The following is a 26471-nucleotide window of genomic DNA, read 5'->3' on the forward strand; positions in this document are numbered from 1 at the left end:
GAGTTGAGTCCATGACGACCGAGCTCGAACCACAGGAGAGGAAGCGCCTGTGGTTCGAGCTCGGTCTCATTGCTGCCCTGTCCCTGGGGCAGGCATCCGTCTATGCGATCGTCCGCCTGGCAGACGTCGCCACGCGCGGACCGATCAGCGACGCCCAGGCCAAGCTCAACACCTCGATCTCGCCCCGGCCGGGCTTCGACCTGATCTACCAGCTTCTCGACATCGGCTTCACCCTCGTGCCCGTCGCCCTCGCGATCTACCTGCTCAGTCGAGACCGACCGGCCCGGCCGCTGCCGATCGGGCTCGGAGTCGACGGGCACCGACTGCGCGACCTGGGCCACGGTGCCCTCATCTTCCTCGTGATCGGCATCGGCACCCTCGGGGTGTACGCGGGCGGCAGGGCACTGGGGATCACTGCCGAGATCCAGCCGTCCAACCTCGGCGATCATTGGTGGACGATTCCCGTGCTGCTGCTCTCGGCCGCGAAGAACGGAATCCTCGAAGAGGTGCTCATCTTCGGCTTCGGGGCGCTGCGTCTGCGGCAGCTGGGCTTCGGACCCTGGCCGATCATCATCTCCCTGGCGATCTTCCGCGCCAGCTACCACCTCTACCAGGGCATCGGCCCGTTCATCGGCAACGTCGCCATGGGCATCATCTTCGGCTGGTACTTCGTGCGCAAGGGCAGGCTCATGCCGCTGGTGTGGGCGCATGTCATCATCGACGCCGTGGGATTCCTCGCCCCGGGAATGCTCACCCTCGTCGACTTCGGCTGAGTGGAGCAGGCGAGGTCGGGACAGGCGAACGGGACACTCATTCCTCCCTCCGGGTTCACCTCTGGTTCACCGACGGGTAGTTCCAGTGCCGCTTGCCGGTGACAGTCTTGATCGGGTGAGTCCTTCCGGCTCCGCCCTCTGTACCGGGTGGGCCCCGGACTGGGAAGATACCCGATACAAGGAGAGAATCGATGCGAACCTTTCTGCCGATGGCCGACCATGTGCGTGGCAAGCGCAGCCCAGTCACGTGCGCGCTGAAGTGCGACAACGCCTGTCTCAAGGCCACCTGCAACACATCGGCAAATGGGTATTTCCGCGATATCGTCAATGCGAAGCTCAGCCGTCGCGCGGTTCTCGGTGCCTCGGCTGCCGGCGCCCTGGCCATCGCAGTGACCACCGCACCGAGTCCGACCGCACGCTCTGCCGCCGCAGCCACCGCAGGCAGTCTGGCCTTCACCGCCATCGACCCGGTCCAGCACGAGGTCGACGAATTCATCGTCCCCGAAGGCTACTCCTGGCATCCGATCGTCCGCTGGGGAGACCCCCTGTTCCCCGACTCTCCGAAATTCGACCCGGAGAATCAGAGCCCAGAGGCGCAGCGCCGCCAATTCGGCTATAACAACGACTTCCTGTCCATCCAGATCGACCCCGACGACTCCAACCGGGCTGTGCTCTTCGCCAACCAGGAATACACGAACGACGCCATCATGTACCCCGAGGACATGGACGGAGCCGATCAGCGGGCGATCAGCCGCGAAGCCCACGGACTGACCGTTGCCGAACTCATCCGCACAGATGAGAAGTCGACGTGGACGATCGATGTCAACGGAAAGAAGAACCGCCGGTTCCTCATCGACACCGAGTACGAGTTCACCGGTCCCGCCGCCGGTTCCGATCTGCTGCGGACGAAGGACTACCCGAACGGTGACAAGGCGCAGGGCACTCTCGGCAATTGCTCGGGCGGGCTCACCCCCTGGGGCACTCTGGTGTCCGGTGAGGAGAACTTCAACTCGTACTTCAAGGCGCAGGGCACCTCGGCGGCCGATAAGCGCTACGGTCTCGACAGCGAAGATTCGGCCAACGGCTGGGAAGCCGATGTCGACCGATTCGATACGAACAACCCGGGCTACGCGAACGAAGCGAATCGGTTCGGCTGGATCGTCGAAGTCGACCCTTGGGACCCGAACTCCACTCCTCATAAGCACACGAACATGGGCCGCTTCAAACACGAAGGGGCGAACATCACGATCTCCGATTCGGGCCACGCCGTGGCCTATATGGGAGACGATGAGAAGTTCGACTACCTCTACAAGTTCGTCTCGAAGGACACCTACGTCGAGGGCGATCGCGAACACAACAAGACGCTGCTGACCGACGGCGACCTCTACGTCGCGAAGTTCACCGGCAACTCACCGAAGTCCGAGATCGACGGCAGCGGTGAGGTGCCCGCCGACGGCGAGTTCGACGGCAGCGGACAGTGGCTTCCGCTGGTCAAGAACGGCAAGTCGCAGGTGGCAGGATTCTCCGTCGAAGAGGTCCTCGTCAACACCCGTCTGGCCGCCGACAAGGTCGGACCGACGAAGATGGACCGCTGCGAAGACGTCGAACCGAACCCGGTCAACGGCCGCATCTACGTCGCCTGCACGAACAACTCCGACCGTGGCACCGACGGGAAGGCCGCCGCAGATGAGGCCAATCCGCGCACGGAGAACCGCGACGGGCACATCGTCGAGATCACCGAGCGCTCTGGTGATCATACGGGCACCGAATTCGACTGGACGCTGCTGTTGGTCTGCGGAGACCCGAAGCAGGGCGACGCCACTTACTTCTCCGGCTTCCCCGTTGATCAGGTCTCACCGATCTCCTGTCCGGACAATGTCGCCTTCGACACCGCCGGAAACCTGTGGATCTCCACCGACGGTGCTCCCGACGGCATCGGCTACTGCGACGGGCTGTTCAAGGTCACCATCGACGGCGACCAGCGCGGCCGGGTCGAACAGTTCCTGTCCGTGCCTCGCGAAGCCGAGGTCTGCGGACCGCTCGTCCACGATGAGTATGAGTCAGCTTTCGTTGCGGTCCAGCACCCAGGTGAGGACGGCTCCTATGCCGATCAGCACTCGCAGTTCCCCGATTATGTCGACGCGACCGATGTCGACAAGGGAGTGGCCGCGATGCCACGGCCCACGGTCGTGCAGGTCATCAAGGGCGACGGCGGATCGACACCGGACCCGACTGAACCGCCGAAGGACCAGGACTCCGCCGCCGACGGCACAGATGAAGGGGCGAAGGACTCGGATGAGAACGGCAACTCAGATGGTGCCGGAACGGGTGAGGACACCGATGCCAAGGGCGACAGGACCGGAACGGACGCCGACAGCTCCGGATCGACTGCCGGGTCGCAGGACGGCGCGAAGGATGCCGCGGCAGCTGGTGCGGCAGCGAGTGCCGGAAGCGACGGCGGATCCGGTTCGGGCGGTTCCGGCGGATCCGGTTCGGGCGGCGGTTCTTCGAACGGCGGCTCGGGTTCAGGCGGCTCGGGTTCAGGTGGGTCCGGCTCGGACGGCGGTGAGCTGCCGTGGACCGGTTCGGACAGCACTCTGCCGCTGCTCGGCGGCGGAGCAGGTCTCCTCGCCGTCGGCGGTGCGATGGCAACAGCCGCTCATCTGCGTCGGAAGAACGCAGACGGGACGGAAAGCGAGCAGGGCTTGCCGACGGAGACTCCGGGCGACTGATGACTCCAGGACCATAAGCTGAAGAAGGCCAGAGGCGACACTGCCTCTGGCCTTCTTCGACTCCGCAGTGCGTGCGGACTCTGATGTGCTCAGATGGTGACGGGGCCGTTCTCCGTGTTGAAGCTCACCGACATGATGCCCGGCGTCCCGTGGGGTGCGGACCAGTCGATGTTGATCTCAGAGATCGGCTTGGCATCCTGAGTGCCCAGCCAATCGCGCAGACGATCGCGGTCCCCGGCGATCTGCAGGGTGTCGATGTCGACGCCCTCATTCGTCTTGTACGTCGACGGGTGCTGCGAAGAGTCGGCGGACCACTTGATGAAGAACGGCAGCTGGGGATCGGCGATGAGGCCCTTGACACCGATCTGCAGCCACCGAAGTTCCAAACCGGACTCCGGCGTGCGGTTTCCATCGACAGCCTTGCGCTCGAGGCGGGTTTCGACTGCGGTGAGATCGTCGACCGAGACGCACCAGCCCATCCAGCCGCCGCCGAGCTCGGAACGAGCTCGGACAGCCTGACCGAAGGGGGTCGAGAGAGCGGCCGGATGCTCCAAGGCTTCCACGACTTCGAGGTAGTGGCCGTTCGCTAGGGGGAAGATGAGGTTTCTGGTGCCGAATCGAGGATGCACACCGCCGTCGTAGGGAGCCACTCCGAGCTTCTCCGCGATCCGCTCGGCGGTCGCACGATAGCCGTCAGGTTCACTGGCGTATGACACATGATCGAGTTTCATGACTCGACAATCGCATAACCTGGCTCACACTGCCCCTTAGGCTTACCTAAGAAATCGTGATGGTCATCACGCTGCGGCCCCGGTCGGGGGCCAAAACGAAACCGCCCGGATGTCATCATCCGGGCGGTCGCACACCAGCGCTGAGTTCACAGCACGGTGAGAGAGGAGGGGCTCAGTGGCCCTCGGCCTTGAACCGCTCGATCGAGGCGTTGATCTCGGCCTCGGCGGCTTCGCGGCCGGCCCAGCTCGAACCCTTGACGTACTTGCCGGGCTCGAGGTCCTTGTACCGGGAGAAGAAGTGTTCGATCGAGTCGAGCATGAACTTGTCCACATCCGAGATGTCGGTGTAGGAGTCCCAGCGAGGATCTCCGGCGGGCACGGCGAGGACCTTGTCGTCGCCTCCGGCCTCGTCTTCCATCTGGAACATGCCGATGGGGCGGATGTCGATGAGCACACCGGGGAACAGCGGCTCGGGCAGCAGCACGAGCACATCGAGAGGGTCGCCGTCGTTTCCGAGCGTGTCCTCGATATAGCCGTAATCGGCGGGGTACTGCATCGAGGTGTAGAGGTAGCGATCGAGCTTGACCCGACCGGTCTCGTGGTCGACTTCGTACTTGTTGCGGGACCCCTGGGGGATCTCGATTGTGGCCAGCAGTTCCATAGTGCTCCTTCACGTTAGGGGTGCATCACTAGAATAGATGGTACAAGTCCCCGTCACCGCCCACCGACGGCGACCGCCTCACGGTCGTCGAGGAATGAGATCCTGCGTTTGAACGACACCGATGCGCCGCAGAACCCGTCGGACTCCGGCTCCCCGCGTCGCGACCGCAGAGAGGCGACCTCCCGGCGGAAGAAGGGCGGTGCGATCACCGCCGGGATCATCGTCCTCGCTCTCGGTGCCTATGCCGTCGTCGACGCTTACGACCTCGTGCCCGGCCTGCCCAGCGTGCTGACCACCGAACCCCAGGTCGAGGTCCAGACCGTGCCCACTCCGCAGGCCCACGCCCAGCAGGTGCCCGCCCCCGCCTCGGCGGTCGGCGATTCCGCTCCTGTGCCCACACAGATCCCGAAGACGATCGACGCTGTGCTCAAGGATTCGAAGGTCAAGGGCTTCGGCCTCGAGGTCCGCGACGGGATCAGCGATGACGTCCTCTACGCGAAGGACGAGACGAAGCCGCGCACTCCCGCCTCCGTGACGAAGGTGCTCACAGCGGCCGCCTCCCTGTCCGCGATCGGCGGGGAGACACGCCTGGCGACGACGACGGACTTCGACGCGGAAACGAACACCCTGACGCTCACCGGCGGCGGCGATGTGCTCCTTTCGGACGGAGATTCGGACCCCGGTTCGGTCAACGGGCACGGGGGACTGCGGACCCTGGCCGAAGACACCGCGGCCGCACTCGAAGAGCAGAACATCACCGAGGTGGCCCTCAACCTGGACACGAGCCGCTACGTGGGCGAGGACTTCGACTCCGGCTGGTCCCGGTCCGATATCGCCAAGGGCGTGATCACCCCGATCCAGCCGATCATGGTCGACACCGCCTACGTCGGGTCGAAGAACGCCGAATGGCGGGGCCGCAGTGAACACCCGGCCGAGGACGCGTTCTCGATCTTCGAAAAAGAGCTGAAGAAGGCCGGGATCACCGTCACCGGGGCGACCGAGCGGTCCGAATCCGAGACTCCGTCCGAGCCCGAGAACCCGAAGGAACTCGCCCGGGTGGAATCGGCGACGATCTCCGAGATCGTCGAATACGCGCTCGTGCACAGCGACAACGTCGTCGCCGAGATGCTCGGCAACGAGGTCGCCATCGCCCAGGGGCAGGACGGCAGCCTCGAGAACGGTCCCAAGGCGGTCCTGGAGGCCCTCGGCGAATCCGTCGATCTCGGGCGCACCCACCTCGTCGACACCTCGGGGCTGTCCTATGACAACCGGATAGCCCCGCACGATCTCACGACTGTCCTGCAGGCCTCGGTCGTCGCCGATGACTCGCTGGCCGGGCTCGTCAGCTACTTCCCCGTCGGCGGACTGACCGGCACCCTGCACGACCGATTCCTCGACGAGAGGAACGCCTCAGGGGTGGTGCACGCGAAGACCGGAACGCTGTCGACTGTGACCTCCCTGGCCGGGGGAGTGCTCGACGCGGAAGGCCGCTACCTCGTATTCTCCATCCAGATCGACGACGTGGATAAGGACAAGATCTTGGAAGCCAGAAAGACCGTGGACGATATCGTCACAGCCCTCGCGAACTGCGGCTGCCGATGATCATCGACGAGAACTTCGCCGCCCGCACCGCCCGTGAGCTCGTCTCCGCGGCAAAGGTCCCCGAACCGGGTGTGCTCGACGGACTCGTCGAGGGGATGAAGGACAATGCGCTGACGGCTCAGGACCTCGTGCTCGACTCGTTTCTGCTGCCGCAGGAGCACGCCGATGATGTGCGCGGCCGGCTCGCCGCCGGTTCCGTGCTCGTCCTCGACCAGGTCAGCTGGGTCAAAGCCAACGCACAGTCCGTCAATGGAATGCTCGACGAGGCGGCCCTGCCCGCCCCGGTCAGTCCCGCCACCGCGAAGGCCGGCGCCGTCGAGGTCGCCGGGGTGCTCTCACTCCTGTCGACTCGCGTGCTCGGCCAGTTCGACCCCTTCGCCGTGGAGACGGGACGGCTGATGTTCGTCGCCCCCGCCGTGCTCATCGCCGAGAGGGCCATGGACGTCGATCCGCGTGACTTCCGCATGTGGGTCGCCCTCCACGAAGCCACCCACCAAGTGCAGTTCGCGACCGCGCCCTGGCTGCGCGAACATATGCGCACCCTGCTCTCCGGAGCCGTGTCGACCCGACTGACGATGCCGGGAGTCGGCGGGATCGTCGACCTGTTCGCCACCCTCGGCCGCATCGTCAAGGGCGAGGCCAGCATCATCGACCTCATCCGTGACGAGAATATGCGCACTGCACTCGACGAGGCCACCGCGATCCTGTCCCTGCTCGAAGGCCACGCCGATGTCGTCATGGACGAAGTGGGCGCCGGTGCCATCCCGAGCGTGCGCCAGCTGCGCCGCAAATTCGAGGCTCGCCGCGATGCCGCCCAAGGCGGGTTCCTGACGAATCTGCTCGGAATGGACCTCAAACTCGCCCAGTATCGCGACGGAGCGAAGTTCGTCCGTGCCGTCCGCCGCGAGGTCGGACAGAAGGGCTTCTCCCGCATCTATGCCGAACCCGCGAACCTGCCGCGCACGGCTGAAATCCACGAACCGCAGCTCTGGCTCGACCGTGTCCACGGCTGAGGGGCCGCGCAGCGCATCTTCGCCGAGGCGGCCGACTCTCGACCCGGCCAGCGCAGCCATCCGCAATGCCGTGCGCGCAGCGCTCGCCGTCGCAGGAGCGTCTGTCCCGGGCCTCATCGTGGCAGTGTCCGGGGGAGCGGATTCGATGGCGCTGCTCCACGCGACCGCATTTCTCCATCGTCGCGGTGAGATCCGGGCCCGCGCCGTCACCGTCGACCACGGCCTGCAGACCGTCACCGCCGAGGTGGCCGACCGGGTTGCTGTCACCGCCGAATCCTGGGGCGTGCCGGCCGAGGTGATGAGGGTGAGCATCGATGCCGGCGAGGAGGGCCTCGAGGCGGCGGCGCGCACCGCCCGCTACGCGGCCCTCGAAACCACTCGGGCCGCGGCCGGAGCCGACTGGATTCTCACCGCCCATACCCGCAGCGACCAGGCAGAGACCGTTCTGCTCGGCCTCATGCGCGGATCGGGCACCCGGTCCCTGGCCGGGATGAGCCCGCTGGCCGGTCGCCTCATGCGTCCCCTGCTCGGCCTCGACCGAGACCAGACCGAAGCGTCCTGTCAGGCACAGGGCATCGAGATCTGGAACGATCCGATGAACGCCGACACCGCGTTCACCCGAGTCCGGGCCCGGCAGCTGCTGGCCGGACTCGAAGCCGATCTCGGCCAACCGATCACCGCGAACCTTGCCCGCACCGCCGACCTCTGCCGAGCCGACGCCGATTTCATCGATGCCCACGCCGAGGCGGCAGGGCAGATGATCCGCGGAGCTGCCTCGGTGCCGGTGGAGGTCTTCACTGCACTCGACGATGCCGTGCTCAGCCGAGTCGTGCGCGACTGGGTGATCTCACTCGGCGTGCCCGGACAGAACCTCGGAGCGGTGCGGGTCGCCGAACTCTGCGCGCTCATCCGCGACCGCAGTCGCGGTCGACTGTCCCTGCCCGGGGACACGGAAGTCGTCGTCTCCGACGGTCGGGCCGTGTTCCAGCCCGCCGCGAAGGCCCGCTGAGACTCAGCTCAGCCGCGGCCCGCCTGCCATTTCGCCGCCGGAGGCGATGAGTCGACCGCTCTTGAACACATCTCTGTCCCGTGGGCAGTCCATGATCGCCGAGGTGACCGTGTCGGCGTCGACGAGCACGAAGTCGGCGGGAGCGCCCACCGCCAGACCGAACCGGGAATCGTCGACCAGAGCCGAACCGTCGGGACGAGCACCGGCCATGACCTGCGCTCCTCCGCGTGAGGCGATGTCGAGACAGCCTTCGATATCTGCGTCTGCACGGAACCCGTTCGTGAACGCCAGCTGCCAGGTCCGGCGCAGCAGATCGCCGTCACCATAGGGACTCCAGTAGTCCCGCTGACCGTCCTCGCCGAGCCCCAGAGCCATTCGGCGCTCACGGACGAGTCCCTGCGGCAGCGCACCCTTGGCCGGGGCAACGGTCGTCAGGGCCACTCCCACCTCGGCGAGGACATCGAGGATCCGAGCGACCTCGGGTTCCGGGTTCGTGTTGAGCGCGAAGGCATGGGAGACCGTGACCTGCCCGGCCATGCCCGCGGCTCGAGTACGCGCAGCGATCTCCTCGAGCGTGAAGAGTCCCGCGGTGCCCGCCTCGTGGAGGTGGACGTCGATGCCCTTGCCGTGCTTCTCAGCCAGGCCGAAGACGACATCGAGGTGGGAGACCGGATCCCGGTCGTAGAGCAGCGGATCGAGTCCGCCGACGAGGTCCGCGCCCTCGCTTAGAGCCGCATCGAGCAGCTCTTCGGCGCCCTGCTCGTGCACGATTCCGGCCTGCGGGAACGCGACGATCTGGAAGTCGAGGACATCGGCATGAGCCTCGAGCGCGGCCCTGACCCCGTGGAAGCGCTCGAGACCGCAGTCGGCATCGACCTGTGCGTGTGAGCGGATGCGCGTGCCTCCGGAAGCGATGATTTTCGCAATTGCGTACGCGGCCTGATCGGCGACGCTGCGCTCGCCCTGCCGCCAGTTCTCGCGGTCGTTCATGATGTACCCGTGCAGAGTGCCGTCGGCGGTGTGCGGACGGAACGTCTGGCCCATCCGATTCGAATCCAGATGAGCGTGGACATCGCCGAGGCCAGGCAGCAGGATCCGCCCCGCCCCGTCGATGACCTCGGCCCCGGTCGATGTCGTCCCGGCCGCCGGCGGCGCGGAATCGGGGGTGGCATCCTCGGTGGGGGAGAATCGAGAGAACCGTCCCTCGGTGATCTCGACGTCGACGGCGGGAGCATCGGGGGTGCGTGGGAACAGGCGCACATTCTTCACAACGATCATGTGCTCAGCCTACGACCCTCAAACGGTATACCATCGGAAGCTGTGCCCGTCTGCGTGCCTCTATGGGCTCGCGGCCCGCGCGCACGACGACTACAGCGATCTGAAAGGATGAGGCCATGACGACATCGCCCGTGCAGGGATTCCGACGCAACCGCGGCCTCGATGTTCTGGCCCTGGCCTGCCTCGTCCTCATCGCCGCGTCGCTGCGCCCAGCCGCCTCCTCCCTGGGGCCCGTGCTCTCCGAAGTCAGCGACGGATTCTCCCTGGCCGAATGGCAGACCGGTCTGCTCACGGCTCTCCCGGGACTCGTGTTCGCCATCTGCGGCATCATCGCCGTACCCCTGCTCAAGCGCCTCGGTCTGTTCTCCGCTCTGGCCCTGAGCGCCGCCCTCATCGTGGCAGGCATCGGTCTGCGCGCCATCGTCACCGAATGGGTGGCCTTCGCTCTGCTCACGGCCCTCGCCCTGGCCGGAATGTCGATCGGCAACGTCATCCTGCCGGTCTACGTCAAGTCCCGCTTCCCGCACCGGCCCACCCTGGGCGCGACGACATTCACGGTCTCGCTCGGCCTCGGATCGATGCTGCCCTCGCTGCTGACTGCGCCCCTGGCCGAACAGTTCGGCGGGTGGCGCTTCGGTCTCGGCTTCTGGCTGGTTCTGCCCTTGTCTGCGCTCATCACCTGGACGGTGCTGCGGTCACTGAAGTCAGTGCCCGTCCTCTCCGGACAGGCCGCAGAGCCCGGAGGGCAGCAGGAGGAGGCGTCGCGTCGGCGAGCGGTCTTCACCTCACCCAAGGCGCGGTATATGGCCATGTTCTTCGGCCTCCAATCGGCCAATGCCTATCTCCAGTTCGGATGGCTGCCGCAGATCTACCGCGACGCCGGACTCGACCCCTTCCTCGCCGGGATCATGCTCACGATCGTCACCTTCGGCGGTCTGCCCGGCGGATTCCTCGCCCCGCAGATCATCGTCCGGGGCATCGCGCCGCGCGCCTTCCTCGTCTCCTTCGGGGCCAGCGCCGTCGCCGGCTATACCGGATTGCTGCTCAGCCCGGTCAGCCTCCCCTGGCTGTGGGCAGCTCTGCTCGGATACGGCGGATTCGCGTTCCCCGCCGCGCTGGCGCTCATCACCTCCCGCACTCGCGAGGTCTCCGTCACCGCTTCGACTTCGGCGTTCGTCCAGTCCTCGGGCTATGTGCTCGCCGCACTGTGCCCCCTGGCCGTGGGCGGACTGCTCGGCGTCAGCGGCGGCTGGCCGGTGCCGCTGTGGTTCATGGTCATCATCTCCGCGCTCATGGCGATCACCGGTTGGCTGTCGGCCGGTCCGGGGACCGTCGACGACGAACTGGCACCGACATCCGGGCCCACTGGCACCGGTGAGGCAAAGTGACCCATAATGGAATCTCCAGGACCCGCATCTGAGGAGAATCGACACTCGTGGACATCAACGATCTCGGCAATGACATCGAAAAAGTACTCGTCTCGGAAGAGCAGATAGCCGCACGACTCGTTGAACTGGCCGCCGCCATCGATGCAGACTACAAAGGCAAGGACATCCTCCTCGTCGGCGTCCTCAAAGGCGCCGTCATGGTCATGGCCGACCTCGCCCGCGCCCTGCACTCACCGGTGACGATGGACTGGATGGCCGTGTCCTCCTACGGTTCGGGCACCAAGTCCTCCGGCGTCGTGCGGATCCTCAAGGACCTCGACACCGACCTCACCGATCGTCACGTCCTCATCGTCGAAGACATCATCGACTCCGGCCTCACCCTGTCCTGGCTGGTCCAGAACCTGCGCACCCGCGGAGCTGCCACCGTCGAGATCTGCACCATGCTGCGCAAACCCGAAGCCGTCAAGGTCGACATCGACGTCAAGTACGTCGGCTTCGACGTGCCCAACGAATTCGTCATCGGCTACGGCCTCGACTATGCGGAGAAGTACCGCAATGTGCCGTTCGTGGCGACCCTGGCTCAGCACGTCTACAGCTGAGTCCACTGGCACCGCTTTTTACGCCCGCGGCGAACCCGGGCTGAGTCCGGGGCGTGTGACGGAATAGATTCGGCACGCATTCGGGCTATAGGGGTGCGAAGTACTAGGCTGTGGGGGATGTTCCCAGGCAGCCTCGGTAGCCTGAAACGGTTGCCCACATCTTTTTCCTGAGAGGACTTATGGCCGAGTCGAACAAACGTCGCCCCCTGCTGAACAAGGCGACGAAGGGCCCATTGGTCTGGATCGTCCTAGCGCTGCTCGTCGTATCGATCGGTGCTCTGCTGTTCAGCCAGTCCGGGTTCAGCCAGATCGACACCGAACAGGGTCTGCAGTTGCTGGGGGACGACAAGGTCGAACAGGCCAAGATCGTCGACAAGGACCAGCGTGTCGACCTCACTCTCAAGGACGACTTCAAGGTCGACGGCAAGGACTTCGGCAAGAAGGTCCAGTTCTTCTACGTCGAACAGCGCGGAGAGCAGGTCGTCAAGGCCGTCGACTCCGCCGGCCCGGACAAGGGCTTCACCGACGAGGTTCCCAAACAGAGCTGGCTGATGTCGCTGCTGGGCACGCTCATCCCGTTCGTCATCATCTTCGTCGTCTTCTGGTTCCTCATCTCGCAGATGTCGGGCGGGAAGATGATGAACTTCGGCAAGTCGAAGGCGAAGCTCGTCAACAAGGAGAACCCGGACGTCACCTTCAAGGACGTCGCCGGAGTCGACGAGGCCCTCGAGGAGCTCGAAGAGATCAAGGAGTTCCTCGCCGAGCCGGAGAAGTTCAAGGCCGTGGGAGCGAAGATCCCCAAGGGCGTGCTCCTGTACGGTCAGCCCGGTACGGGCAAGACCCTGCTGGCGAAAGCCGTCGCCGGTGAGGCCGGAGTCCCGTTCTACTCGATCTCCGGTTCCGACTTCGTCGAAATGTATGTCGGCGTCGGTGCCTCCCGAGTTCGTGACCTGTTCGAACAGGCGAAGTCGAACGCCCCCTGCATCATCTTCATCGACGAGATCGACGCCGTCGGCCGCCAGCGCGGCGCCGGAATGGGCGGCGGACACGACGAGCGCGAACAGACGCTCAACCAGCTGCTCGTCGAGATGGACGGATTCGACGTCAAGACGAACGTCATCCTCATCGCCGCGACCAACCGTCCCGACGTCCTCGATCCGGCGCTGCTGCGTCCCGGCCGCTTCGACCGGCAGATCCCCGTCGAAGCACCTGATATGAAAGGCCGCAAGCACATCCTCGAGGTCCACGCCGCCGACAAGCCGCTGGCCGACGAGGTCGACCTCGGGCAGGTGGCGAAGCGGACTCCCGGATTCTCCGGTGCGGACCTGGCCAATGTCCTCAACGAGGCGGCCCTGCTCACCGCACGTGAGAATGCGAAGGTCATCGACAACCGGATCCTGGATGAGGCCATCGACCGTGTCATCGCCGGCCCGCAGAAGCGGACCCGACTGATGAACGACAAGGAACGCCTCGTCACCGCCTACCACGAGGGCGGGCACGCACTGGTCGCCGCGGCCATGAACCAGACCGACCCGGTGACGAAGGTGACGATCCTCCCGCGCGGACGCGCACTGGGCTACACGATGGTGCTGCCAAGCGAGGACAAATACTCGACGACCCGCAACGAGCTGCTCGACCAGCTCGCCTACGCCATGGGCGGGCGTGTGGCCGAGGAGATCGTCTTCCACGACCCGACCACAGGTGCCAGCAATGACATCGAGAAGGCGACGAACATCGCCCGGAAGATGGTCACCCAGTACGGAATGAGCGAGAAACTGGGCATGGTCAAGATCGGCGACGACCAGTCCGAACCCTTCGCCGGCCGCGGTTACGGCGGTGGCGACGAATACGGGGATTCGACCCTGTCCTCGATCGATCGCGAGGTCCGCGGTCTCATCGACTCCGCGCACGCAGACGCCTACTGGGCGCTGACGCACAATCGCGATGTGCTCGACAACCTCGCCTACCAGCTGCTCGAACGCGAAACACTGGACCAGGCCGCCCTCGAAGAGATCTTCGCCCCCGTCGTCAAACGCACCACCCGCGAAGTGTGGCTGGCCCACGACGATCGTCCCGTGTCCGAACGCGGCCCCATCGTTCCGCCCGCACCGCAGAGCGAACGCAGCGACGGTGAAGGAACGACCGGCGCCGAGGTGGACACCACCGACATCCCCGGAGCCGGACCCACGGGCGTCAGCGGACCTCACGTCCCGCACAACCCGCCGGGACCCGAGAACCCGAACGGACCGACCGGCCCGACGGGCGGCCCCACCGGGGGACCGACCGGAGGACCAGGCACAAGCGGTCCGGGAACCGGGGGACCGGCGGCGAATGACACGAACGAAGACAGAGGGAACAACGACTGATGGCCGATATCGAAGAGGTCTCCGCCGGTCTCGGCCCCGCCCCCGCAGGGCAGGACAACAAGGTCGACCAGGAGCGCATCGCCGCTGCCGTCCGTGAGATCCTCATCGCAGTCGGCGAAGACCCCGACCGGGAAGGTCTCGTCGAGACTCCCGGCCGAGTGGCTCGAGCCTATGAGGAGATCTTCGCGGGACTCCACCGCGACCCGGCCGAAGTCCTCGGCGTCACCTTCGACATCAGCCACGAGGAACTCGTCCTCGTCCGCGATATCGACCTCTACTCGACCTGCGAACACCACCTCGTGCCCTTCCACGGAGTCGCCCACATCGGCTACATCCCGAGCAAGAACGGCAAGGTCACGGGACTGTCGAAACTGGCCCGCCTCGTCGAGATCTACGCACGGCGCCCCCAGGTGCAGGAACGCCTGACCTCACAGATCGCCGACGCGCTCGTCGATCATCTGGAACCGCAGGGCGTCATCGTCGTCGTGGAAGCCGAGCACCTGTGCATGACCATGCGCGGAGTGCGCAAGCCCGGAGCCTCGACGATCACCTCGGCCGTGCGCGGGCAGCTGCGCGAAAGCGCCTCCCGAGCAGAAGCGATGAGTCTCATCCTCGGTCGCTGAGGCAGAACACGGACCACACAGCGATGGACGATTCAGCAGCGAAGACGACGCAGATCATGGGCGTCCTCAACGTCACCCCCGACTCCTTCTCCGACGGCGGGCTGTGGTTCGACCATGACCGGGCCGTCGCCCACGGACTCGAACTCATGGCAGCCGGTGCCGACATCATCGACGTCGGTGGCGAATCGACGCGTCCGGGATCGGCCCGCGTCGACGAAGCCGAAGAGCTGCGCCGAGTCGTCCCGGTCGTCCGTGAGCTCGCCGCAGCTGGAGCCGTCATCAGCGTCGACACGATGCGTGCCTGCGTCGCCGCAGAATCCCTGGCAGCCGGAGCTCATATCATCAACGACGTCTCTGCCGGACAGTCGGACCCCGGCATGCTCAGCGTCGCCGCCGAGTCCGGAGCTCCCATCGTGCTCATGCACTGGCGCGGCTACCTCGATCAGGCTTCCGCGACGTTCCACTACGACGATGTCGTCGCCGAGGTGATCTCCGAGCTGCGCACCCGCATCGACGAAGCCATCGCCGTCGGCGTCGAACCTGCGAACATCATCGTCGACCCCGGCCTCGGGTTCTCGAAGAACGCCGAACACAATTGGCAGCTGCTCTCCGCGCTCGACGAATTCGCCGCCCTCGACCACCGACTCCTCGTCGCCGCCAGCCGGAAGCGCTTCATCGCCTCCCTGCTCAGCCCCGACGACCCGAAACAGGCCGAACAGGCGGCGAAGGATCAGGCCACGGCCACGATCTCCGCGATCTCCGCGCAGGCCGGTGCCTGGGCGGTTCGCGTCCACGATCCGGCCACCTCGGCGGTCGCCTGCAAGGTCATCGCCGCGGTCAGGGAACACTCCGCAGCAGGCGCACACCCGGCAGCGGACTCCGGGATTGAGGGAGCCGGGCGATGACCGGCGCAGAGGCGGCACCCGACCGCATCGAACTTCGCGGACTGACGGTGCGCGGCAACCACGGCGTCTTCGACTTCGAGAAACGCGAGGGCCAGGACTTCGTCATCGACGTGACCCTCCACACCTCCGTCGCACGCGCCGCGGCCACCGACGACCTCGCCGAGACGATCCACTACGGCGAACTCGCCGAAGACGTCGCCGGAATCGTCGAGAACAACACCTTCGACCTCATCGAAACGCTGGCCGAACGCATTGCCGACCACTGCCTGAGCCTGTGCGAACACGTCGAGGTCGTCGTCCACAAACCCTCGGCACCGATCCAACGGACCTTCGACGATGTGCGCATCCGAGTCGAACGCAGACGCGCTGACTCTGCTGCCTTCTCGGTGGGGGAGCCTGAAATGGTCGCGGACGCCACGCCCGGTTCGGGCGGCGAGGACGAGGGCGAAACCGAAGCGTATCTCAATCTCGGGGCGAACCTCGGCGATGCCGCGGACACCCTCGACCAAGCGGTTGCCGCCCTCGACCGGCATCCGGACATCACCGTCACCCGCCGGTCCTCAGTCTTCCGCACCGCACCGTGGGGCGGAGTCGACCAAGCCGACTTCCTCAACCTCGGAGTGCTCGTGACGACCACATTGTCGGCCCTCGAACTGCTCTCGGTGGCACAGGGCATCGAAGTCGCCTGCGGGCGGACGCGCGAACTCAGGTGGGGACCCCGCACCCTCGACATCGACCTCATCCGCTTCGGAGACGAGGACGCCGAGCTGCGCAGTCGGACCCCGCGACTGACGCTGCCGCACCCGCGCACCCACGAACGCGCCTTCGTCCTCGCGCCATGGACCGAGCTCGTCGGAGACACACTCATCGACACCCCACAGGGGCGCCGCCCCATCAGCGTGGTCCTGGCCGAACTCGACGATCAGGACATCGCCCGGATCACCTCTGGATAACCGCCCGCGATCTGAGAGACTGGGAACCATGCAGAGAACCTCCTCGTCCACCCTCGCCGTCTGGGCCGTGATCGGCACGGTTCTCGCGATCGTGGTCGACGTGGTGCTCGAAAGCCAGGGGTTCTCACTGCCGGGACTGCCGTGGTTCGCCGTCATCGGCATGCTCGTCCTCTCAGCCATCCTGTTCCTACTCGGCTGGCCCATCAAGAAATGGAATGACGGGGACCGGACGAAGGAGATCGACCCGATCCAAGCGGCGAGAGTGGCGATCATGGCCAAGGCCAGCGCCCTGACCGGGGCAGGACTCTCCGGCTGGTATCTCGGCAACGCAGGGTACTACTTCCTGTCGGCGCCCGGGATCCGCAATGATCTGGCCGCAGGTATGCTTGTCGCAATGATCTCTGCCGCAGTGCTCATGATCGTCGGCATGATCGTCGAGGGATTCTGCGAGATCCCACCCCAAGACCCGCCGGGAGCTGAAACAGCATGAACCGCGACCTCTCCTTCTCCATCGGAGCCGATGTTCCCTTCAACAGGGTGAGTCCGAAGTACGGGCTGAAAGAGGTTCTGGCCTCACTGACGCTGCTCGTCCCGCTGCTCATCGCCGGGCTGGTCTTCGCGATCATCTTCAACTCCGAGGTGCCCTGGCTGCACCTCATCTGGATCGCCGTCATCGTCTACGGCATCATCTCGACGATCATCATCCTCCGTCAGGCACGCGCCATCGGCTATGCCGAACGGGAGGACGACCTGCTCGTCCGTCGCGGCATCATGTTCCACCGTGCCACCGTCGTGCCCTACGGCCGACTCCAGTTCGTCGACGTCGACGCCGGCCCCATCGACCGGATGTTCGGTCTGGCCACCGTCAAACTGCACACCGCGTCGGCAGCCACCGACGCGACGATCCCCGGACTGCCCCGTGCCGAAGCCGATCGCCTGCGCGACAGCCTCGCCGGACTCGGCCAGGCCAATCTCGCCGGGCTGTGACCATGAGCGACGCATCTTCTCCCGAAACCCCGAACCCCGGCACCGAGGCGGCCGCACCGGAGGTCTGGCACCGCGTCCATCCGCTGACGCCGATCCTCGAGAGCCTCGGTGTCCTCGTCGGTATCTTCATCGCCGCAGCCTACGGTCTGCAGAACTTCTTCCAGAGCGCCGTCGAAGACCTGGCCTCCGGCCGTTCCGTCAACCTCACCTTCGCCGAATGGCTGGGCGCCCACCCGCTGGTGATCCTCGCCGTCGTCGGCGGAATCATTCTGATCATGGTCCTCACCGCCTTCTTCAGTTGGCTGGCGTGGCGAGTCATGGGGTATCGGGTCGATGCCGAAGCGATCTACTACCGTCGGGGACTGCTGTCGAAGAAGCTGCGCAAGGCCCGTCTGGACCGCGTCCAGTCGATCAATCTGCAGCAGAAGCTGCTGCCGCGCATGCTCGGCATGGCCGAACTCGTCTTCGATGTCGCCGGCGGCACTGACTCGAACATCTCCCTGAAGTACTTGTCTAAGAAACGTGCCGAAGAGCTGCGCGATGAACTTCTCGCCGCGGTGAAAGCGAAGAAGAACGCATCTGCGACGTCAGCCGATGCAGCGCCCGGAGCCGCAGCCGACCACGGTGGGACCGAGGCCCATGCAGGGGCAGGCAGCGGCGCAGGAGCCGGTGCAGCACGTTTCAGGGCCGGAGACCACGGCAGCCCGGGCCCAGGTCCGGATGGAGAACAGCCGGGCATCGACCGTTCAGTGCCCGAACGCAGCGCCGACAGCATCGGAGTGCGACTGAGCAAGCGCCTGGGCGTCCTGGCCGACGATGTCTCGCACGAAGCGGAACGAAGCCTCAATGATCTGCTGGCTCCGTACAACCTCTCGGCCGATGTCGGCGAAGAGGGAGAGATCATCCGAGTGCCCGCCCACCGGGTCATCGTGTCCTCCCTGCTCAGCACGGGAACGCTGATCTCCGTCGGAGTGATCATCGCCGTCGTCGTCATTGCCGTCGTGTTCCTCCTCGTCGGGATCGAGGAGGCCTTCCTCCCGATCCTCATCGGTGGACTGCCCGGCATCTTCGCCGCGTTCGCCGGGTTCAAGAAGAACCTCGACAATGCCAACTTCGTCGTCCGCATCAGCGAAGACGGGCTGGCCGTCAGCCATGGACTCTTCTCCACGTCCCGCAAAGTCATCCCGCTCGACCGGCTCCAGGCCGTCTGCCTCCACCAGCCGCTGCTATGGCGCTGGGCCGGCTGGTGGAGAGCCGAATACAACATCGCCAGCGACGGCGGAAAGAATGACGAGAATCTGCTCCTGCCGGTCGGCGATATCGACCAGGCACTGCTCATGGTGGGTCTCGCTCTGCCTGACCCGCAGCTGCCCGAAGGCATCTCGGCCGACGGCCTCGTCAGGTCGGCCATGTACGACAGGAAATCCACCCACCCCGACGCCGCCGCGGCCGAGGAGATGTTCCGCGCGCAGCCGCGCTCCTCACGGATCCTCGACCCCCTCGTCTGGAAACGACGGGCCTATGCCCTCACCGAATCTCTGCTCGTGCTGCGCCTGGGAGTCCTCGACCGCCGGGTCGACTTCGTGCCCCACGTCAGGGTCCAGTCCCTGCGCTACTACCAAGGGCCGCTGATGAGGGCGCTGAAACTGGGCAGCGTGGCCGTGCACTCGACCGCCGGACCCATCGCCCCGCTCGTGAAGCATCAGGACGCCGAAGCTGCCAAACGCTTCTTCACCGAACATGCCGAACGTACTCGGATCGCCCGCCAACGCTTCGACGACGCCGCGAAATCGGCACACACCGGCCCCATCGAGACCTACGAGGAAGACAACAGATGAGCCAGGACGACGCACCACGACTGGGCATCGGAATCATCGGCTGCGGCCGAGTCGGAGCCAGCATCGGAGCCGCCTGGCGGCAGGCCGGTCACGCGATCATCGGAGTCAGCGCCACCTCGACGGCCAGCCTCGAACGCGCCGAGGACATGCTGCCCGGAGTGCCGGTCCTCGACCCCGATGCGATCGCCGAACGCGCCGAACTCGTGCTCATCGCCGTTCCCGATGACGAGATCGCTCCCTTGGTCACGGGCCTGGCCGGCCTCGGCCGCATCCACGCCGGGCAGATCCTCGTACACTGCTCCGGCCGGTACGGAACGGACGTCCTCGAGCCCGGGACCCGCCTCGGCGCTCTGCCCATCGCTCTGCACCCGTCCCTGACATTCACCGGCACCGAGGTCGATCTCAGCCGTCTGCGGCAGGCGACGATCGCGGTCACCGCGCCCGCCCCGATCCGTCCGGTGGGCGAGGCCCTAGTCGTCGAACTCGGCGCCGAACCGATCGACATCGCCGAGGCGGACCGTCCCCTCTACCACGCGGCCATCACCCACGCGTCGAACCATTCGATCACGATCCTCGCCGAGGCCATGGAGCTGCTCGCCGAAGCAGGGGTCGCCGATCCGTCGGCCATCCTCCACGCCCTCGTCGACGCCAGCGTCGCCAACACCATGCAGAACGGACCGAAGGCACTGACCGGTCCGATCAGCCGCGGTGACGTCGGAACAATCGAAGCGCACCTGGCGGCACTGAGCGAGTTCAGCCTCAGCCGATCGAACCCGGCCGTGCGCAACAGCTACATCGCGCTCGCCCGATCGACGGCCGCGAAAGCACTGGCGATGGGACGGATCACGGAAGCCCAGGCACAGCAGATCCTGAGCGCTCTGGACTGACCGCCGAATTCCCCCGTACGGCCCGTCCACGGTAGCCTTGAAGCATGGCGAATACCGACTCGAAGACACCTGAGAACGCAGACCTTTCACCCGAACACCTCGATCCGGAACAGATCCGGATTCGAAAGGACAAGCGCCAGCGTCTCCTCGACGACGGAACCGATGCCTACCCGGTGACGGTGCCCCGCACCCACAGCCTCGCCGAGGTCCACGCCGCCCACGACGGACTCGAGGCGGGGGAGGAGACCGAAGCTGTCGTCGGCGTCATCGGCCGAGTCGTCTTCGTCCGCACCACCGGCAAACTCTGCTTCGTCACACTGCAGTCCGGTGACGGAACCCGTCTGCAGGGCATGCTCTCGCTGCGCGAAGTCGGCCAGGAGCGCCTGGATGACTTCAAGACCGACGTCGACCTCGGCGACTTCCTGTTCCTGCACGGAAAGGTCATCAAGTCCAAGCGCGGTGAGCTCTCCGTGCTCGCGGACTCCTGGACCATGGCGTCGAAGGCCCTGCGTCCGCTGCCCGGACTGCACACCGAACTCGCCGAGGACACCCGCGTCCGCCAGCGCTACCTCGACCTCATCACCCGCGAGCAGGCTCGGGAGACGATGCTCACCCGCGCGAAGGTGATGTCGTCGCTGCGGAAGACCTTCGCGGACCAGGACTTCGTGGAGATCGAGACGCCGATGCTGCAGACCATGCACGGCGGTGCCTCGGCGCGCCCGTTCAAGACGCATATGAACGCCTACGACATCGACATGTACCTGCGCATCGCCCCGGAGCTGTTCCTCAAGCGGGCGATCGTCGGCGGAATCGAGAACGTCTTCGAGATCAACCGCAACTTCCGCAACGAGGGTGCCGACTCCACTCACTCCCCGGAATTCGCGATGCTCGAGGCCTACCAGTCCTTCGGCGATTACCATTCGATCGCCGATCTCACGAAGACCCTCATCCAGAATGCCGCCCAGGACGCCACCGGATCGCTCGTCGTCACGCTCGACGACGGCACAGACTACGACTTCGGCGGAGATTGGCCGGTCGTGAGCATGTACGACTCCCTGTCCGAGCTGTCCGGCGTCGAAGTGACACCGGAGACCGGGCTGGACGTCCTCGACACGATCGCCGCCGACAACGGCGTCGACATGGGCGGAGTCTTCCGCTCACACGGAAAGTACGTCGAAGAGCTGTGGGAGCACTTCTACCAGGACAAGCTCTGGGCTCCGACCTTCGTCACCGACTTCCCGGTCGACACCTCACCTCTGGTGCGTGAGCACCGGACGAAGAAGGGCGTCGTGGAGAAGTGGGATCTGTACGTGCGCGGCTTCGAGCTGGCCACCGGCTATTCGGAGCTCGTCGACCCGATCATCCAGCGTCAGCGTTTCGAGGCTCAGGCCGCGGACGCCGCTCGCGGTGACGATGAGGCGATGGGCCTCGACGAGGACTTCCTCATGGCGATGGAGCACGGAATGCCGCCGACCGGCGGAATGGGCATGGGACTCGACCGTCTGCTCATGGCGCTGACCGGTTTGGGAATTCGTGAAACCATTCTGTTCCCATTCACCAAGCCTTTGGCTTCTTCGCAGGAGGACTCGGCTCAGGAGGGCTGACCTAATATGTTGGATATCCTCAAAGCTCTGCTCCCGTCGATCTGTGTGGGATTGCTGTTCTGGTATGTGTTCCGGAATATCGTCCGCGCAGATCGCAATGAACGCGAACAGGTAGACAAATACTATTCAGAGATTGAAGTTAGCGAAGTCGACGATAATCCCCGAGCGGATGTTAAGATGACAGCGACAAAATCCTCTGATTACGAAAAGAGTGAACATGGCAAGGGAAATGCGCCTCGTTCTCACGGATGATTTCGACGGAAGCGAAGCGGCGGAAACCGTTCGTTTCAGCCTCGACCAGGCAACGTACGAACTCGAGCTCTCAACCGAGAATGCCGACAAGCTCCGTGAGACGTTCGCCCCATTCATCGCCAAAGCACGTCGTGTAGCCAACACCGGCGGCCGTGGCCGCCGTGCGGGTTCGTCGGGCCCCAAGCGGGACACGGCGAAGATCCGCGAGTGGGCACAGAACAACGGGTACCAGCTCGGTGATCGTGGACGGATCCCGCTGGAGATCGTCGAAGCATACGAAGCAGCGGAGAAGTAAGAGGCTCATTCGAAAGCCGATAACTTCCGATTAGGCCGGAGGGGCCAGCGAATTGAGTCGCTGGCCCCTCCGGCATTATGTGCTCGGCCTCGGTATTGTCAATTGCCCTCTTCCGGCGATGCGGCAACACAGCAGTGATGAAACATCACAGACAATTGCCAGGTGGAGAGCAGTTGAAAATCATATCGATTGATGGCGCAGCCAAATCATTCGATGAAGTTGCAGTTGAATCAAGGGAGCATGCACTGCGGCTGAGGAAAGACCTCTGCTCACCGTACGGCTATTGAGGTCGGTTCAGCTCTCCGGGTTCAATTGAGCTCGTGCCGCACTCATATGCTCCGGGTCTTCGGTCTGCAGAGCGAACAGCCCCAATTCGACGGGCGACGTCGAGTAGAGCTCGCCGCAGTGCTCTGCGAACCTGGGCCAGATCAGACCGCCGGCTTCCACATATCGCGCGCTCATGTTCTCGAACGCTGAGGCCGAGACACTGGCGTGATGGAACATGAAATCCCTTGCCGGATCGCCGATTGCAGCGGTCGTCCAGTCGAGGATGCTCAGATTGACGGATCCGTCCATGAGCTGATGCGCCGGGTACACTTCGCCATGAGTCACGGTTGAGAACGACGGCCAATAGCTGTCATCGTCGAGCCACGCGGTCCACCGCCGGAGCAGGTTCGGCGCCACCTCGAACTCAGCGGCGACGTTCTCGATGTCTTCGCGCTTGCGCTGTCGGATCTCAGTGGGGGAGAACTCCGGAATGCCTGTGTCCCGAACGGCAGCCGGGTCGACGGTGTGAAGTTCGGCGAGGACTTCCCCGAGCGATGCGGCATACTCGGGGGATTCGGCATCGAAATGCCACTGCGGCTGTCCACTGTCATCGATCGTCAGTCCGGGTGTTCCCGGCAGCAGCGGATAGGCGATGAGGTTCGTCGAGTGGATCTGCCAATTCGGGACCGCGACGCTCAGGCGCGGTGCGATGGCCTTGAGGAAGCGGCCCTCGACGGCGGCGCGGGCGGAGACATCCGGACGCCGAGGTATCCGGAGCACCCAGGATCGACCGTCGACCGCCTCGGCGATGGCGACCTGGAAGTCGAGGCCGAGCTCGTTGATGACGATGGAATCGGTGATGATGTCGAGACCGTGGGCCCGGGCCAGGTCCCGGATGGTCGTGGGATCTGTGGGCATGTCTGCATCCTCACTGACGTTGCTGTGTGGGTCTCGAGTCTAGAGAATTTCGCCCACAGCCGAACGGTTTCGGCTGATGGCGAAACCTGCAATAGATCCGCGGTCGTGGTGGTTAGGCTCAGAAGAATCAGAAGACCGAGGAGGATGAATATGTTCGAGCGGTTCACCGACCGAGCACGACGCGTCGTGGTGCTCGCGCAGGAAGAAGCGAAACTTCTCAAACACAACTACATCGGCACCGAGCACATTCTGCTCGGCCTCATCCATGAGGGTGAAGGTCTGGCAGCGAAGGCACTCGAGGGTATGGACATCTCCCTCGAACAGGTGCGCGACCAGGTCCAGGAGATCATCGGTCAGGGACAGCAGGCTCCGAGCGGACATATCCCCTTCACCCCGCGGGCGAAGAAGGTCCTCGAGCTCAGCCTCCGTGAAGCACTGCAGCTGGGTCACAGCTACATCGGCACCGAGCACATTCTGCTCGGCCTCATCCGTGAGGGCGAAGGCGTTGCCGCGCAGGTGCTCGTCAAGCTCGGCGCTGACCTCGGACGCGTCCGCCAGGAAGTCATCAAGCTGCTGTCGGGCTACCAGGGCAAAGAACCCGTGTCCGCCGGCGGCCGCGAAGAGGGAACGCCCTCGGGATCGCTCGTGCTCGACCAGTTCGGCACCAACCTCACCGCTGCGGCCCGCGAGGCCAAGCTCGACCCGGTCATCGGCCGGCACGAGCAGATGCAGCGCGTGATGCAGATCCTCTCGCGCCGGACGAAGAACAATCCGGTCCTCATCGGTGAACCCGGTGTCGGCAAGACGGCTGTCGTCGAAGGGCTCGCCCAGGCCATCGTCAACGGCGATGTCCCCGAGATCCTCGCCGACAAGCAGCTCTACACACTCGACCTCGGTTCGCTGGTCGCAGGCTCCCGCTACCGCGGTGACTTCGAGGAACGTCTGAAGAAGGTGCTCAAGGAGATCCGCACTCGCGGCGACATCATCCTCTTCATCGACGAGATCCACACCCTCGTGGGTGCCGGAGCCGCCGAAGGTGCGATCGATGCCGCTTCGATCCTCAAGCCCATGCTGGCGCGCGGAGAGCTGCAGACCATCGGTGCGACCACGCTGGATGAGTACCGCAAACACATCGAGAAAGACGCCGCTCTCGAACGCCGGTTCCAGCCGATCCAGGTTCCCGAACCGTCGCTGGCGCATTCGATCGAGATCCTCAAGGGTCTGCGTGACAAGTACGAAGCGCACCACAAGGTCACCGTCACCGACGGAGCCCTGGCAGCCGCTGTCAACATGTCCGATCGCTACATCAACGACCGGTACCTGCCGGATAAGGCGATCGACCTCATCGACGAAGCCGGTGCCAAACTGCGCATCTCGCGTCTGTCGGTTCCCCAGGAGGTGCGTGACCTGGAGGAGAAGATCCTCGAGGCCCGCCACCGCAAGGAAGCCGCCATCGATGCTCAGGACTTCGAACTCGCAGCCTCGGAGCGCGATTCCGAGATGAAGCTGCAGAAGGAGAAGGAAGAGCAGACCGAGGCGTGGCGCAAGTCCGGCACCGACACCTCGAAGGTCGTCGATGCCGATCTCATCGCCGAAGTGCTCGCCTCTGCCACCGGCATTCCGATCTTCAAGCTCACCGAGGAAGAGTCCTCACGTCTGCTGCGGATGGAAGACGAGCTGCACAAGCGCGTCATCGGTCAGGACGATGCGGTCAAGGCGATCTCACGGGCGATCCGTCGTACCCGCGCCGGGCTGAAGGATCCGAAGCGCCCCTCAGGCTCGTTCATCTTCGCCGGCCCCACCGGCGTCGGCAAGACCGAGCTGGCCAAGGCTCTCTCGGAGTTCCTCTTCGGCGATGAGGATTCGCTCATCAGCCTCGACATGTCCGAATACTCGGAGAAGCACACAGTTTCGCGACTGTTCGGCTCACCTCCGGGATATGTCGGATACGAAGAGGGCGGTCAGCTCACGGAGAAGGTCCGCCGGAAGCCGTTCTCGGTCGTCCTGTTCGACGAGGTGGAGAAGGCTCACTCGGACATCTTCAACTCGCTGCTGCAGATCCTCGAGGATGGTCGCCTGACCGACTCGCAGGGTCGTGAGGTGGACTTCAAGAACACCATCATCATCATGACGACCAACCTCGGTACGCGTGATGTCTCGAGCGGACTCCAGCTCGGGTTCCAGGTCGAGGGTGACACGAAGACCAACTACGACCGGATGAAGCAGCGGGTCAACGAAGAGCTCAAGCAGCACTTCCGTCCCGAGTTCCTCAACCGTGTCGATGACACGATCGTGTTCCCGCAGCTGAGCATGGTCGAGATCATCAAGATCGTCGATCTCTTCCTCGAGCGTCTCGACGTCCGCCTGGCCGATCAGGGCATGAAGGTCGACGTCACGGCCAAGGCGAAGGATCTGCTCGCCGAGCGCGGCTACGATCCCGTCCTGGGCGCCCGTCCGCTGCGTCGGACCATCCAGCTCGAGATCGAGGACACTCTGTCGGAGAAGATCCTGTTCAAGGAGATCGGACGCGGTCAGACCATCAAGGTCGACGTCAAGGGTGAAGGAAAGGACGCTGAGTTCACCTTCGAAGGCATCGAGACCGAGAGCCTGAAGCCCGCTGAGGATGACGATGGCGAACTCGCAGGTCTGGGGTCGTCGAGTTCGAGCGGATCCTCGGAGTCCTCGGCCTGATCGTTCATCACCTTCTCGGATAACGCATAAGAGTCCGGGGAGTCGGCAGCAGCCGGCTCCCCGGACTCTTTCGTGTTCGCCTCCGGCGATGGTGTTGAA

At 64.9% G+C, this 26471-nt stretch carries 22 protein-coding genes; 18 read left to right on the forward strand and 4 right to left on the reverse strand.

Annotation, left to right across the window (positions count from 1 at the left end; translation table 11 throughout):
- Positions 1-11: 11 nt before the first annotated feature.
- Together D3I60_RS06165 and D3I60_RS06170 are read left to right on the forward strand one after the other, a co-directional pair.
- The gene (locus D3I60_RS06165) at positions 12-773 is read left to right on the forward strand and encodes a CPBP family intramembrane glutamic endopeptidase (RefSeq protein ID WP_262775266.1); all 762 of its coding nucleotides are present in this window, start codon (positions 12-14) and stop codon (positions 771-773) included.
- A 191-nt stretch (positions 774-964) separates the two neighbouring features.
- Positions 965-3505 carry a PhoX family protein gene (locus D3I60_RS06170; RefSeq protein ID WP_346659554.1) on the forward strand — a complete coding sequence of 847 codons (2541 nt, stop codon included), beginning with the start codon at positions 965-967 and terminating at the stop codon, positions 3503-3505.
- An 89-nt stretch (positions 3506-3594) separates the two neighbouring features.
- Here D3I60_RS06170 and D3I60_RS06175 read toward each other — a convergent pair whose 3' ends face one another.
- Together D3I60_RS06175 and D3I60_RS06180 are read right to left on the reverse strand one after the other, a co-directional pair.
- On the reverse strand, positions 3595-4236 hold the full coding sequence (locus tag D3I60_RS06175) for a VOC family protein (RefSeq protein WP_101545790.1): 642 nt from the start codon (positions 4234-4236) through the stop codon (positions 3595-3597).
- A gap of 172 nt (positions 4237-4408) precedes the next feature.
- Positions 4409-4897, reverse strand: a complete 489-nt coding sequence (locus D3I60_RS06180) for an inorganic diphosphatase (RefSeq protein WP_101545791.1) — start codon at positions 4895-4897, stop codon at positions 4409-4411.
- Positions 4898-5005: 108 nt separating this feature from the next.
- Between D3I60_RS06180 and dacB the strand changes: the two genes are divergently transcribed.
- The 3 genes from dacB to tilS are packed head-to-tail and all read left to right on the forward strand — an operon-like array spanning position 5006 to position 8521.
- Positions 5006-6499, forward strand: a complete 1494-nt coding sequence (gene dacB, locus D3I60_RS06185; protein WP_262775267.1) for a D-alanyl-D-alanine carboxypeptidase/D-alanyl-D-alanine endopeptidase — start codon at positions 5006-5008, stop codon at positions 6497-6499.
- Entirely contained in the window at positions 6496-7512 is a 1017-nt protein-coding gene (locus D3I60_RS06190) for a zinc-dependent metalloprotease (RefSeq protein ID WP_262775268.1), read from the forward strand. The genes dacB and D3I60_RS06190 overlap by 4 nt, the downstream gene beginning before the upstream one ends.
- Positions 7499-8521, forward strand: coding sequence for a tRNA lysidine(34) synthetase TilS (gene tilS, locus D3I60_RS06195; protein ID WP_262775269.1), 1023 nt, complete (start codon positions 7499-7501; stop codon positions 8519-8521). Before D3I60_RS06190 ends, tilS begins: the two co-directional genes overlap by 14 nt.
- A gap of 3 nt (positions 8522-8524) precedes the next feature.
- Here tilS and D3I60_RS06200 read toward each other — a convergent pair whose 3' ends face one another.
- A complete protein-coding gene (locus tag D3I60_RS06200; RefSeq protein ID WP_262775270.1) occupies positions 8525-9799 on the reverse strand; it encodes an amidohydrolase family protein in 1275 nt (424 codons plus the stop codon).
- 116 nt (positions 9800-9915) lie between these two features.
- Between D3I60_RS06200 and D3I60_RS06205 the strand changes: the two genes are divergently transcribed.
- From D3I60_RS06205 to D3I60_RS06260, 12 genes are all read left to right on the forward strand, one after another.
- Positions 9916-11187, forward strand: a complete 1272-nt coding sequence (locus D3I60_RS06205) for an MFS transporter (protein ID WP_262775271.1) — start codon at positions 9916-9918, stop codon at positions 11185-11187.
- Positions 11188-11234: 47 nt separating this feature from the next.
- Entirely contained in the window at positions 11235-11786 is a 552-nt protein-coding gene (gene hpt / locus D3I60_RS06210) for a hypoxanthine phosphoribosyltransferase (RefSeq protein WP_262775272.1), read from the forward strand.
- A gap of 179 nt (positions 11787-11965) precedes the next feature.
- Positions 11966-14152 (forward strand): ATP-dependent zinc metalloprotease FtsH, encoded by a 2187-nt coding sequence (ftsH, locus tag D3I60_RS06215; RefSeq protein WP_262775273.1) that lies wholly within the window; start codon positions 11966-11968, stop codon positions 14150-14152.
- Entirely contained in the window at positions 14152-14775 is a 624-nt protein-coding gene (gene folE, locus D3I60_RS06220) for a GTP cyclohydrolase I FolE (RefSeq protein WP_172173815.1), read from the forward strand. The genes ftsH and folE overlap by 1 nt, the downstream gene beginning before the upstream one ends.
- 23 nt (positions 14776-14798) lie before the next feature.
- Positions 14799-15680, forward strand: a complete 882-nt coding sequence (gene folP, locus D3I60_RS06225) for a dihydropteroate synthase (protein ID WP_262775274.1) — start codon at positions 14799-14801, stop codon at positions 15678-15680.
- Complete coding sequence (folK, locus tag D3I60_RS06230; RefSeq protein ID WP_262775275.1) at positions 15677-16633, forward strand: 2-amino-4-hydroxy-6-hydroxymethyldihydropteridine diphosphokinase; 957 nt, start codon at positions 15677-15679, stop codon at positions 16631-16633. The genes folP and folK overlap by 4 nt, the downstream gene beginning before the upstream one ends.
- Positions 16634-16661: 28 nt before the next feature.
- Positions 16662-17123 carry a DUF3180 domain-containing protein gene (locus D3I60_RS06235; protein WP_101545812.1) on the forward strand — a complete coding sequence of 154 codons (462 nt, stop codon included), beginning with the start codon at positions 16662-16664 and terminating at the stop codon, positions 17121-17123.
- Positions 17120-17620, forward strand: a complete 501-nt coding sequence (locus D3I60_RS06240; protein WP_262775276.1) for a PH domain-containing protein — start codon at positions 17120-17122, stop codon at positions 17618-17620. The genes D3I60_RS06235 and D3I60_RS06240 overlap by 4 nt, the downstream gene beginning before the upstream one ends.
- Before the next feature lie 2 nt (positions 17621-17622).
- Positions 17623-19458 (forward strand): PH domain-containing protein, encoded by a 1836-nt coding sequence (locus D3I60_RS06245; protein WP_262775277.1) that lies wholly within the window; start codon positions 17623-17625, stop codon positions 19456-19458.
- On the forward strand, positions 19455-20345 hold the full coding sequence (locus D3I60_RS06250) for a Rossmann-like and DUF2520 domain-containing protein (protein ID WP_262775278.1): 891 nt from the start codon (positions 19455-19457) through the stop codon (positions 20343-20345). Before D3I60_RS06245 ends, D3I60_RS06250 begins: the two co-directional genes overlap by 4 nt.
- 44 nt (positions 20346-20389) lie before the next feature.
- Positions 20390-21949, forward strand: coding sequence for a lysine--tRNA ligase (gene lysS, locus D3I60_RS06255; protein WP_262775279.1), 1560 nt, complete (start codon positions 20390-20392; stop codon positions 21947-21949).
- Positions 21950-22166: 217 nt separating this feature from the next.
- Complete coding sequence (locus D3I60_RS06260) at positions 22167-22496, forward strand: histone-like nucleoid-structuring protein Lsr2 (RefSeq protein WP_092015973.1); 330 nt, start codon at positions 22167-22169, stop codon at positions 22494-22496.
- A 294-nt stretch (positions 22497-22790) separates the two neighbouring features.
- On the opposite strand, the gene D3I60_RS06265 is transcribed toward D3I60_RS06260, so the two are convergent.
- Positions 22791-23681 carry a macrolide 2'-phosphotransferase gene (locus D3I60_RS06265; RefSeq protein WP_262775280.1) on the reverse strand — a complete coding sequence of 297 codons (891 nt, stop codon included), beginning with the start codon at positions 23679-23681 and terminating at the stop codon, positions 22791-22793.
- A 150-nt stretch (positions 23682-23831) separates the two neighbouring features.
- Here D3I60_RS06265 and D3I60_RS06270 point away from each other — a divergent pair, with 150 nt between their 5' ends.
- A complete protein-coding gene (locus tag D3I60_RS06270; protein WP_262775281.1) occupies positions 23832-26372 on the forward strand; it encodes an ATP-dependent Clp protease ATP-binding subunit in 2541 nt (846 codons plus the stop codon).
- Positions 26373-26471 lie beyond the last annotated feature (99 nt).

The organism is Brevibacterium permense, assembly GCF_025506275.1.
In the GTDB taxonomy this organism is placed as follows: domain Bacteria; phylum Actinomycetota; class Actinomycetes; order Actinomycetales; family Brevibacteriaceae; genus Brevibacterium; species Brevibacterium permense_A.

Coding starts and splice junctions, on each gene's coding strand:
- D3I60_RS06180 (WP_101545791.1), bottom strand. CDS start 4,897: ATGGAACTGCTGGCCACAATCGAGATCCCCCAGGGGTCCCGCAACAAG.
- D3I60_RS06270 (WP_262775281.1), top strand. CDS start 23,832: ATGTTCGAGCGGTTCACCGACCGAGCACGACGCGTCGTGGTGCTCGCG.
- D3I60_RS06170 (WP_346659554.1), top strand. CDS start 965: ATGCGAACCTTTCTGCCGATGGCCGACCATGTGCGTGGCAAGCGCAGC.
- D3I60_RS06200 (WP_262775270.1), bottom strand. CDS start 9,799: ATGATCGTTGTGAAGAATGTGCGCCTGTTCCCACGCACCCCCGATGCT.
- folK (WP_262775275.1), top strand. CDS start 15,677: ATGACCGGCGCAGAGGCGGCACCCGACCGCATCGAACTTCGCGGACTG.
- folP (WP_262775274.1), top strand. CDS start 14,799: ATGGACGATTCAGCAGCGAAGACGACGCAGATCATGGGCGTCCTCAAC.
- D3I60_RS06240 (WP_262775276.1), top strand. CDS start 17,120: ATGAACCGCGACCTCTCCTTCTCCATCGGAGCCGATGTTCCCTTCAAC.
- folE (WP_172173815.1), top strand. CDS start 14,152: ATGGCCGATATCGAAGAGGTCTCCGCCGGTCTCGGCCCCGCCCCCGCA.
- lysS (WP_262775279.1), top strand. CDS start 20,390: ATGGCGAATACCGACTCGAAGACACCTGAGAACGCAGACCTTTCACCC.
- D3I60_RS06165 (WP_262775266.1), top strand. CDS start 12: ATGACGACCGAGCTCGAACCACAGGAGAGGAAGCGCCTGTGGTTCGAG.
- D3I60_RS06265 (WP_262775280.1), bottom strand. CDS start 23,681: ATGCCCACAGATCCCACGACCATCCGGGACCTGGCCCGGGCCCACGGT.
- D3I60_RS06190 (WP_262775268.1), top strand. CDS start 6,496: ATGATCATCGACGAGAACTTCGCCGCCCGCACCGCCCGTGAGCTCGTC.
- D3I60_RS06245 (WP_262775277.1), top strand. CDS start 17,623: ATGAGCGACGCATCTTCTCCCGAAACCCCGAACCCCGGCACCGAGGCG.
- D3I60_RS06175 (WP_101545790.1), bottom strand. CDS start 4,236: ATGAAACTCGATCATGTGTCATACGCCAGTGAACCTGACGGCTATCGT.
- D3I60_RS06250 (WP_262775278.1), top strand. CDS start 19,455: ATGAGCCAGGACGACGCACCACGACTGGGCATCGGAATCATCGGCTGC.
- ftsH (WP_262775273.1), top strand. CDS start 11,966: ATGGCCGAGTCGAACAAACGTCGCCCCCTGCTGAACAAGGCGACGAAG.
- D3I60_RS06260 (WP_092015973.1), top strand. CDS start 22,167: ATGGCAAGGGAAATGCGCCTCGTTCTCACGGATGATTTCGACGGAAGC.
- D3I60_RS06235 (WP_101545812.1), top strand. CDS start 16,662: ATGCAGAGAACCTCCTCGTCCACCCTCGCCGTCTGGGCCGTGATCGGC.
- D3I60_RS06205 (WP_262775271.1), top strand. CDS start 9,916: ATGACGACATCGCCCGTGCAGGGATTCCGACGCAACCGCGGCCTCGAT.